Source organism: Streptomyces sp. NPDC030991, from assembly GCF_055571235.1.
Genome location: NZ_JBVIFR010000013.1, coordinates 290,792 through 301,062 on the forward strand (window position 1 = coordinate 290,792; position 10,271 = coordinate 301,062).

A 10,271-nucleotide genomic window follows, 5' to 3' on the forward strand; every position below is an offset into this window, starting at 1 on the left:
CCTGTCCCGACCACCGGAACCAGAGCAGGGTGAGGCCCGCATGACCACACACGCCCGGCCCAGACAGCCTCAACAGCCGCCACGAGGCCCGCGCCTCGTGGCCCCGCCCGGCGTGTACGCGCCGCAGTACGACACCGGTCTGCTGCTACGGGCGCTGAGCGAGGAGCGCGTGGACGAGCGGACCGAGGTACTGGACCTGGGCACCGGCACCGGGGCGCTGGCCGTGGCCGCCGCACAGCTGGGCGCCCGGGTGACGGCCGTGGACCTCTCGTGGCGGGCCGTCTGGACAGCGCGCCTGAACGCCCGCATCAACCGGACGTCGGTCAGGGTCCGCCACGGCGACATGGGGACCGCGCTCGCCCCTGGCTCCTTCGACCTGATCGTCAGCAATCCGCCCTACGTCCCCTCCCGGTCCCCGCTCCTGCCTCGCCGGGGCCTCGCGCGGGCGTGGGACGGCGGGCTCGACGGCCGCTCGGTCGTCGACCGGGTCTGCGACGCCGCCCCGCGTGTGCTGCGGCCCGGCGGCGCGCTGCTGATGGTCCACTCCGAACTCTGCGACCCGTCCGCGAGCCTGCGCCGGCTCGCCGAGCACGGCATGAGCGCGGCGGTGATCGACAAGACCTCCGTTCCGTTCGGACCGGTTCTGCGAGCACGCCGCGCCTGGCTGTGCGACCAGGGACTTCTCGACACCGACGCGACCCATGAAGGGCTGGTGGTCATCCGTGCCGAACGCATCTGACGCCGCCGACCGCCCGCGCCGCGTCACCGTCGACCGCGACGAGGGGCCCCTCCTGATCGAGGGGCCGGTCGAGGTGACCGACGGCGACGGCACGACCCATGTCTCCCGGCGGTTCCAGGCCGCCATCTGCACCTGCCGCCGCAGCCGCACCTTCCCCTGGTGCGACACCAGTCACCGACGACGGAGCCGGGCCGGCGAGAGGAGCGAACCGTGAGCACACCGACGCAGTCGCGCCGCCTTCAGCCCGAACTGCCCGCGCCCTGCGGTCGGTTGTCCGGCTCGGTCGTCGCCGCGCTGCGCCGCGACGAGTCGCGGGCCGAGACGTTCGTGCCCGCACAGGACGGCGCCGAGGCCGCGGACCCGTACGGCCGCGACCTCCAGCTGGCGCTGTACGTGCTCTATGAACTGCACTACCAGGGGTTTCGCGGGGTCGACGAGGAGTGGGAGTGGGAGCCGCGCCTGCTGGCCCTGCGGCGCTCCCTGGAACGGCGCTTCCTCGACGCCCTGCGCGCCGACGCGGCGCCCGCGGCCGACGCCGAAGAGACGCTGGCCGGGCTGCTGGTGGAGCCCGCCGGGTTCGACGACACCGGCGTCAGCCACCATCTGCGCCGCGACGGCGAACTGTGGCAGTTCAGGGAGTACGCCGCGCTGCGCTCGCTGTACCACCTCAAGGAGGCGGACCCGCACGCCTGGGTCATCCCCCGGCTGCACGGCCGGGCGAAGGCGGCCATGGTGGCTGTCGAGTACGACGAGTTCGGCGCGGGACGCGTGGACGACATCCACGCCGGGCTGTTCGCGGAGCTGATGGTGGATCTCGGGCTGGAGACGGCGTACGGCCACTACCTCGACGCGGCGCCGGCCCAGGCTCTCGCCACGGTCAACCTCATGTCCCTGTTCGGCCTGCACCGCAGCCTGCGCGGCGCCCTGGTCGGCCACTTCGCCGCCGTCGAGATCACGTCCTCGCCCGGTTCGCGCCGCCTCGCGGACGCGCTGCGACGCCTGGGCGCGGGCACGGCGGCCCAGCGGTTCTACGACGAACACGTCGAGGCGGACGCCGTGCACGAGCAGATCGTGCGACGTGAGGTGGTCGGTGGCCTGCTGAGCGCCGAACCCGGCCTCGACGCCGATGTCGCTTTCGGCGTCACCGCGACCGGCTTCCTGGAGGACCGGCTGGCCGAGCGGCTGCTGGCACGGTGGCGCCAGGGCAAGAGCGCCCTGCGGCTGCCGCTCCCGCCGCCCGGCTGAAAGACCCGGTGGGGCGAGATCGGCAGGAATGACCGGCGCCGCACCGAGCACTCCATCCAGTGGGCCCCTACACGGGTGACCGACAACGAGAGAAAGGCGCATCATCATGGCTGACACCCAGCTCGAAGGCCGTCGTGTCCTGGTACTCGTCACGAACTACGGCGTGGAACAGGACGAACTCCTGGTCCCGCTGAAGAAGCTCCGGGACCGGGGCGCGGACGTCACCGTCGCGGCCCAGTCCGAGGACCCGGTGCAGACGCTGGTGGGGGACAAGGACCCCGGCGAGACCGTGCAGGTCGACACCACGATCGAGGCCGTGGACCCCGACGCGTACGAACTGCTGGTGATCCCCGGCGGCACCCTCAACGTGGACACGCTCCGGCTCGACGAGAAGGCGGTCGCGACGGCCAAGGTCTTCGCCGGCTCGGGGCGCCCGATCGCCGCGATCTGCCACGGCCCCTGGCTCCTGGTGGAAGCGGACGTCCTGAAGGGTAAGACGCTCACCTCCTACGCGTCCCTGCGGACCGACATCCGCAACGCCGGGGCCGAGACGTGGGTGGACAAGTCCGTCATGAACTGCCCCGCGAGCGGCTACACCCTCATCACGTCACGCAACCCGAAGGACCTCGACGACTTCGTGGGCGCGATCGACGAGGTGCTCGGCGCCTCCTGACGCCCGGCACCCGGCCTCGTCACGCGCGGCACCCCGGACATCCCAGGCATCGGCATCCCAGGAAGGAGCGGTATGAGCGCGCGCGCAGCTGTCTTCGATGTGGACGGCACACTCGCCGACACCAACCATCTGCACACCGTGTGCTGGTGGGAGGCGTTGCGGCAGGCAGGGCACCGGGTACCGATGGTCTCGGTCCTCGGCGCCATCGGCCTCAGCTCGTCCGACCTGCTGGAACACCTGCTCGGCAAGGAACGGGACCAGGACGGGGACGCGGCGCTCAGCGCCGCGCACAAAACGCTCTACGCCACCTGGTTCGAGCGCCTCGCTCCCGTCGAGGGCGCCGCCGACCTGCTGCGGCGGCTGCACGCCGACGGGTGGAAGGTCGTCCTGGCGACCTCGGCGGGCGGGCCCGAGCTGGCGGCCCTGCGCTCGGCCATCGACGCGGACGACGCGATCAGCGCGACCGCGAGCGCCGACGACGTGGACGAGGGGAAACCGGCCGCGGAGCCCGTACGGCACGCGCTGGACCTGGTCGGAGCGGAACCGCGGGGCAGCGTCTTCGTCGGTGACTCGGTCTGGGACATGCGGGCGGCCGAGCGCGCGGGCGTGACCCCCGTCGGCGTCCTCAGCGGCGGGGTGAGCCGGGCGGAACTGGAGCGGGCGGGCGCCGCGGAGGTCTACGCGGACACGGCCGAACTCCTGCGGGAGCTCGACCGCAGCCCGTTCGGCCGAGGCTGACGGGGCGCGGGCGAGGAGTCACACCGGGTCGGCGCCGCGGCGCGGCCGGTCTCCCGCCCGCGCCTTCGGTGTGTCCGGGCCCGGGCCCGGGGTGCCGCCGAAAGCACTGGTCGGCCCGTTCGCGCACGGTTTGCCCGGCGCCCGAAGGGACACCCGGCGACTTCGAGAGCGATATGAGAGAGGCCGGTGGGACACCATGGTGGATCGCATCGCCGTAGAGCGATCAGTGCTCGAGGCGGCCGAGGGCGACCCGGCCCGCCTGCCCCGGCGTCTGTGCGAGGCGGTGCGCGAGAGTGTGGCGATGGATGCCGCCACGCTCTCGCTGTTCACCGACACCCCGCACCGTCAGTTGTTGTGGGCGACCAGTGACGCGGCCCTGCGCCTGGAGAAGCTCCAGTTCGGACTGGGCGAGGGCCCGTGCGTCACGGCGGCGCGGACGGGCGACAAGGTGATCGTGAACGATCTGCGCCAGGATCTGACGGGCTGGCCGTTGTTCGGTCCGTGCGCCCAGGAGCAGCTCTCCGACGTCGGTTCGGTCTACGCCTTCCCTCTGCGGCTCGACCACCGCCGCACGCTCGGCGCGGTCGACGTGTTGTGCCACAAGGCGATGGAGCCGGACCCCGAGCTCATCCAGAACGGCGTCATCGCGGCCCGCGCCGCCGGCCGGGCCCTGCTCAGCGCCTACCAGGCGACGGTCGAGGAGGGCGGACTGCCGCAGTGGGAGCCCGAGGACATCCTGGACTCCTACTGGGGCCCCACCCATGCCGCCGTCGGCGTGCTCGTCATCCAGCTGGACATCACGGCCGAGGAGGCGCTGTCCCGTATGCGCGCTCGCGCCTTCGGTACGGAACGTTCGTTGCCGGAGATCTCGGACGCCGTCCTCGCGGACCCCGAGGGCTGGTCGCGGGAGAGCGGAGCCTGAGCGCGACGGCCGGGTGGTGGCGTCCGGGTGGTGCCATCCGGGTGGTGACGTCCGGTCGGTGACATCGGCGCAGGGACATAGGGGCAGTGACATCGGGCGGGGGCCTTCAGCCCTCGCCTTACGGGCTGTATGTCCTGTTTCCTGCCTCTGGTCTCGGGTACCCCGAACAACGAGAGAAGGGCGGAACCGAGCGTTCCGCCCGGAGCCCCCAGCGGCCCCTTCCGTCGTCGTTCTGGAGATGTTTCATGTCGGACCAGCGAAAGAGCTCCTTCGCGACCGTCAACCCCGCCACCGGGGAGACGCTCGCCGAGTTTCCGGCCCTGGAGAGCGAAGAGGTCGATTCCCGGCTGGAAACCGCGGGTCACGCCTTCGACGCATGGCGAAAGCGGCCCATCGGGGAGCGGGCCGCCATCGTCGGACGCGCGGCCGAAATAATGAGGGAACGCAAGGAGCAGCTCGCGCGGACCATCACCACGGAGATGGGCAAGCTCATCTCCGAGGCGCGCGGCGAGGTGGATCTCGCCGCCTCGATCCTGGAGTACTACGCCCAGCACGGCCCGGAATTCGCCGCCGCCGAACCCCTCGACGTGGAGGAGGGGGAGGCGTACCTGGTCAACGAGCCGCTCGGCGTCCTGCTCGGCGTCATGCCCTGGAACTTCCCGCTCTACCAGGTGGTCCGCTTCGCCGGCCCCAACCTGGTGCTGGGCAATACCGTGCTGGTCAAGCACGCGGGCATCTGCGCCCAGTCCGCGCTCGCCCTGGAATCACTGTTCCGCGACGCCGGGGCGCCCGAGGGCGTCTACACGAACCTGTTCGTGAGCCACGAGGAGATCGAGCGCATCATCGACAGCCCCGTCGTCCGCGGAGCCTCGCTCACCGGCAGCGAGGGCGCGGGCGCGCAGGTCGCCGAGCGGGCCGGGCGGAACATGAAACCCAGCCTGCTGGAGCTCGGCGGCAGCGACGTCTTCATCGTCCTCGACGGTGAGGGGCTGCAACGCACCGTCGGCGCCGCGGTGGCGGGCCGGATGGGCAACACGGGCCAGAGCTGTGTGGCCTCGAAGCGGTTCATCGTGCTGGAGGACGTCTACGACGACTTCGTGGCCGGCCTGCGCCACGCGTTCGAGGGGCTGAAGCCCGGCGACCCCGCGGACGAGTCGACCACGCTCGGCCCGCTCTCCTCGGAGAAGGCGGTCGCGGACCTGGCCGACCAGATCCGCGAGACGGTGGAGCAGGGCGCCGACCTCGTCACCGGCGGCCACCGGATCGACCGGCAGGGCGCCTACATCGAGCCGACGATCCTCACCGGCGTCAAACCGGGGATGCGGGCCTACAGCGAGGAACTCTTCGGCCCCGTCGCCGTCGTCCACAAGGTCGCCGACGAGGACGAGGCCATCGCGCTCGCCAATGACAGTCAGTACGGCCTCGGCGGCTCCGTGTTCTGCGCGGACGTGGAGCGAGGCCGCCGGGTGGCCGAGCGCGTGGAGACGGGCATGGTCTGGGTGAACCACCCCACCTCGACCCAGCCCGACCTGCCGTTCGGCGGTATCAAGCGCTCCGGCTACGGACGGGAACTCTCCAAGCTCGGCATGCAGGAGTTCGTGAACCGCAAGCTCGTCCGTGTCCTGCCGCCCGACGCGCGACTGCGCGGAATCGCCGGCTGAGAACGCCTGAGCACACCCCCTCACCACCATCGATCTTTCAGGAGGTCCACCGTGACCGCAGTTCCCACCCTCACCCTCAACAACGGCGTCCGGATCCCGCAGCTCGGATTCGGCACTTATCAGATCCCGCCGGAGGAGACCCGCGAGACGACGCTGGCGGCGCTGGAGGCCGGCTACCGGCACATCGACACCGCCCAGATGTACGGCAACGAGAAGGGGGTCGGCCAGGCCGTACGCGACTCCGGGCTCGACCGCGCCGACGTCTTCGTGACGAGCAAGCTCAACAATGACGCCCACGCGCGCGACGACGCCCTCCGGGCGTTCGACACCACCATGGAGGAGCTGGGCCTGGACCACCTGGACCTCTTCCTCATCCACTGGCCGCTGCCCGACAAGGGCGACTTCGTGGAGACGTGGAAGGCCCTGGAGGAGATCTACCGCTCCGGCCGCGCCAAGGCCATCGGCGTCTCCAACTTCCAGCCCCACCATCTGCGCCGGCTGCTCCAGGGCAGCGACGTGGTGCCCGCGGTCAACCAGATCGAGGTGCACCCCTACCTCACCCAGGACGACGTCCGGGCCTTCGGCGCCGAGCACGACATCGCCACCGAGGCATGGTCGCCCATCGCGCGCGGCAAGGTGCTCGACGACCCGACCATCAACCGCATCGCGCAGAACGTGGGCAAGACGCCCGCCCAGGTGGTTCTGCGCTGGCACCTCCAGCGCGGCGACATCGTCTTCCCCAAGTCGGCGACGCAAAAGAGGATCGAGCAGAACTTCGACCTCTTCGACTTCGAGCTCAGCGAGGGCGACATCGGCGAGATCTCCGCGCTCAACCGCGACGAGCGGACCGGGCCCGACCCGGACCGCTTCACGGGCTGACCCCGGCCGCTCAGGCCACCACAGCAGACATACAGCGCGTCCCCCACGGAAGGCCCGGTCCACGACGGACCGGGCCTTCCGCCGTGCCTGGAGCCGCTCCCGGGGCCTGTCCGAGCGGCTGATCCGGGCCGGTTCCGCAGGCCGCTTCCCGGCGTTCGCGAGCGCCTCGAAAACGGCCCGGGCAGTGAGCCCACCCATAGGAGCCACGTCACATGCGAACCCGCTTAGTAGTGCCCGGACCGCCCCGTTCGGGGCAGGAGCCGCTTTTGTCCGCTTTGCCCGGCTGTTTCTCCGTAATGCGGTAGTACGTCACATTCTTGCCTCTCCTCCCAGGCGTCGCTAAACCTTGCAGAAGTTCCGGTTGCCGAGTCCGTTGGCGGCCGACCACCGCCTCGCATTGGAGAGTCACCCCGCATGTCGATCGCCTTCTCGCAGACCAGCACCGACCGCGCCGCCCGCCTCCGCAAGGTCTCCCTCTCCGGCATAGCCACCGCCGGTGCCGTGGCCGCGGCCCTCACGCTGGTCCCCGCGTCCGCCCAGGCCGCCGAGCCGGCCGCGGCGAGCGCCGCCACGAAGACGACCCACGCCCCGGCCGCGAAGAGCGCGAAGAGCGTGACGAGCTACCCCGACAACCTCGACGGCTGGATCCGCGAGTCCCTCGCCATCATGAAGGCCAAGGGCATCCCCGGCTCCTACGAGGGACTGCACCGCAACATCATGCGGGAGTCCTCCGGCAACCCGAACGCCCAGAACAACTGGGACATCAACGCGCGCAACGGCATCCCGTCCAAGGGCCTGCTCCAGGTCATCCAGCCGACGTTCGACCGTTTCCACGTCTCGGGCACCGCCGACAGCCTGACGGACCCGGTCGCCAACATCACCGCGGCCGCCAACTACGCCGCCCACCGCTACGGCTCCATCGACAACGTGAACTCGGCGTACTGAGCGAGCCACCGGTCGACGACGAAGGGCAGCGCATGCCGCACGAGAGCGGAAACGAGCAGCAGGCGCACCTGGCCGACGGCTCCGCGGTGCCCCCCTACGGGCCCGCGCGGGTACGCCGCGCCTGGCGCAAGCCGCGCAAGAAGGCCCTCCGGTACGCCGCATGGGGCGCCCTGGGACTCGTCCTGGTCGGCGGAGGCGGCACGGTGTACGCCTGGCAGCACCTCAACGGCAACATCAAGGGCACCGACGTCGACGCCGTCCTCGGCGACAACCGCCCCGGACAGCAGCACAACGGTGCGATGAACATCCTCCTGCTCGGGTCCGACTCCCGGGCGGGGACCCACGGCCAGTACGGCCGCGGTGTCGACGGAGCCCGCGCCGACACGGCGATGGTGCTGCACGTCGACAAGACCCACAAGAAGGCCTCGGTCGTCAGCATCCCGCGCGACACGATGGTCGAGCGGCCCCGGTGCGCGACGGGCCACGGCTCCGCGGCACCGGCCGCACACCAGGCCATGTTCAACTCGTCCTACCAGGTGGGCGGGCCGGCGTGCACCGTCAAGACGGTCGAGCAGATGTCGGGCCTGCGGATGGACCACTACCTCGAAGTCGACTTCAAGGGCTTCCAGAAGCTCATCGACGAACTCGGCGGGGTGGACATCACCACCCACAAGAACATCAGCGACCCCGACAGCGGCCTCTCCCTCGACAAGGGCCGGCACACGCTGAAGGGCAAGCAGGCACTGGAGCTCGTCCGCACCAGGCACGGCGTGGCCGACGGCAGTGACCTGGGCCGCATCCAGCTCCAGCAGGCCTTCGTCAAGGCTCTGATCCACCGGGCCGACACCGTCGACCCGCTCAGCCACCCCGGCAAGGCCTACGACCTGGCGGACACCGCGACCAAGACCATCAGCGCGGACTCCGGCCTGGCCTCCACCGACAAACTCCTCGGCCTGGGCAAGGACCTCAAGGGCATCAGCCCCGGCCACACCGACATGGTCACGATGCCGGTCACCTACGACGCCGAGGACTCGGGCCGGGTGCTGCCGCTCGACAAGGCGTCGCACCAGGTGTGGACCGCGCTGCGCCAGGACCGGCCGATTCCCGGGTCCGCGACCCGGGGCTCGGTGGCCGACCGGACCGACTCGCCGGTGTCGGCGGCCTCCTGACCGGGCCCACCGCCCGGACGACCTGCTAGAACGGGTTTACAAGTGGGTACGCGGGTCAGCGGATAGGCCCCCTACTTCTTTGGACGGTTACGGATGCGCAGTGTCGGAGTGGAAGAGGAACTGCTGCTCGTCGACGACGAGAGCGGCGAGGCGCGGGCGCTGTCCCACGCGGTCCTGGCCAAGGCCGCGCGCGAGGAGAAGAGCGACGACGACGCCTTCGAGGCCGAGCTCCACCGCCAGCAACTGGAGTTCGCCACCAGCCCGCACAAGGACATGTCGGAGCTCGCCCAGGAGATCGTCCGCTGGCGGGAGGAGGCCGCCCGGCACGCGGAGACGTTCGGCGCCGCGATCGCCGCACTGGCCACCTCGCCCCTCCCGGTGAGCCCCACCGTCGGCACCGGCCCGCGTTACCGGTGGCTCGAGGAACAGTTCGGCCTGACCACGCTCGAACAGCTCACCTGCGGCTGCCACGTACACGTCCACGTCGAGTCCGACGAGGAGGGCGTGGCGGTGCTCAACCGCATCAGGCCCTGGCTCTCCGTGCTGCTCGCCCTGAGCTCCAACTCGCCCTTCTGGCAGGGCAAGGACTCCCTCTACAGCAGCTACCGGAGCCGGGTGTGGGGGCGCTGGCCTTCCGCGGGACCGGTGGAGCTCTTCGACGACGCCGCCGCCTACCACGAGCAGGTCGACGCGATGGTCGCGACCGGCGTGCTGCGGGACGACGGCATGATCTACTTCGACGCCCGGCTCTCCGCCGCCCACCCGACCGTCGAGGTGCGGGTGGCCGACGTCTGCCTGGAGCCGTCCACGACGGTGCTCCTGGCCATGCTGGTACGCGGCCTGGTCGAGACGGCCGCCCGGCAGTGGCGGGCCGGTGAACCCCCGGCCGCGCACCCGGTGACCCTGCTCCGCCTCGCGAATTGGCGCGCGGGCCGCTCGGGCCTGGAGGACCAGCTGGTGAGCCCCGTGCACCTGCGCCCCGTCCCGGCCCGCTCCGCGGTGGAGTCCCTCGTCGAGCACGTCCGGCCCGCCCTTGAGGACGCGGGCGACTACGACGAGGTCCGCGACCGCCTCGACCGGCTCCTGCGCGACGGCACCGGCGCACGTATCCAGCGCGAGACCCTCGCCCGCACGGACAGCCTGCGGGACGTGGTCGAGGAGTGCGTGCGCCGCACCGCCCGTCCCGTCTGACGACAGGCCCTAGCTGTAATGCCGCGGGAGGTTGTGGACGGGTGATGCAGGTCTCGGCTTAGGGATCTTGAACGGGTGAGGGCCTTCCGGGTTCGGTGTGGATTGCGAC

Annotated in this window: 11 protein-coding genes; all 11 read left to right on the top strand. The window is 71.1% G+C overall.

Annotated features, from left to right (window positions below):
- Positions 1-40: 40 nt before the first annotated feature.
- Positions 41-739, top strand: coding sequence for a HemK2/MTQ2 family protein methyltransferase (locus ACZ45E_RS25160; protein ID WP_468224249.1), 699 nt, complete (start codon positions 41-43; stop codon positions 737-739).
- The gene (locus tag ACZ45E_RS25165) at positions 723-953 is read left to right on the top strand and encodes a CDGSH iron-sulfur domain-containing protein (protein ID WP_468224250.1); all 231 of its coding nucleotides are present in this window, start codon (positions 723-725) and stop codon (positions 951-953) included. The genes ACZ45E_RS25160 and ACZ45E_RS25165 overlap by 17 nt, the downstream gene beginning before the upstream one ends.
- Positions 950-1,984: an iron-containing redox enzyme family protein gene (locus ACZ45E_RS25170; protein ID WP_468224252.1), complete on the top strand. Its 1,035-nt coding sequence runs from the start codon at positions 950-952 to the stop codon at positions 1,982-1,984. Before ACZ45E_RS25165 ends, ACZ45E_RS25170 begins: the two co-directional genes overlap by 4 nt.
- A 106-nt stretch (positions 1,985-2,090) precedes the next feature.
- On the top strand, positions 2,091-2,657 hold the full coding sequence (locus tag ACZ45E_RS25175) for a type 1 glutamine amidotransferase domain-containing protein (RefSeq protein ID WP_468224254.1): 567 nt from the start codon (positions 2,091-2,093) through the stop codon (positions 2,655-2,657).
- A gap of 72 nt (positions 2,658-2,729) precedes the next feature.
- Positions 2,730-3,395 (top strand): HAD family hydrolase, encoded by a 666-nt coding sequence (locus ACZ45E_RS25180; protein WP_468224255.1) that lies wholly within the window; start codon positions 2,730-2,732, stop codon positions 3,393-3,395.
- Between the two features lie 196 nt (positions 3,396-3,591).
- Positions 3,592-4,317: a GAF and ANTAR domain-containing protein gene (locus ACZ45E_RS25185; protein ID WP_468224258.1), complete on the top strand. Its 726-nt coding sequence runs from the start codon at positions 3,592-3,594 to the stop codon at positions 4,315-4,317.
- A 245-nt stretch (positions 4,318-4,562) separates the two neighbouring features.
- Positions 4,563-5,978, top strand: a complete 1,416-nt coding sequence (locus ACZ45E_RS25190) for an NAD-dependent succinate-semialdehyde dehydrogenase (protein ID WP_468224260.1) — start codon at positions 4,563-4,565, stop codon at positions 5,976-5,978.
- Positions 5,979-6,029: 51 nt separating this feature from the next.
- Entirely contained in the window at positions 6,030-6,857 is an 828-nt protein-coding gene (locus tag ACZ45E_RS25195) for an aldo/keto reductase (protein ID WP_468224262.1), read from the top strand.
- Positions 6,858-7,271: 414 nt separating this feature from the next.
- The gene (locus ACZ45E_RS25200; protein WP_468224263.1) at positions 7,272-7,802 is read left to right on the top strand and encodes a transglycosylase SLT domain-containing protein; all 531 of its coding nucleotides are present in this window, start codon (positions 7,272-7,274) and stop codon (positions 7,800-7,802) included.
- Between the two features lie 32 nt (positions 7,803-7,834).
- A complete protein-coding gene (locus ACZ45E_RS25205) occupies positions 7,835-8,971 on the top strand; it encodes an LCP family protein (RefSeq protein WP_468224266.1) in 1,137 nt (378 codons plus the stop codon).
- Between the two features lie 93 nt (positions 8,972-9,064).
- Complete coding sequence (locus ACZ45E_RS25210; RefSeq protein WP_468224269.1) at positions 9,065-10,162, top strand: glutamate--cysteine ligase 2; 1,098 nt, start codon at positions 9,065-9,067, stop codon at positions 10,160-10,162.
- Positions 10,163-10,271 lie beyond the last annotated feature (109 nt).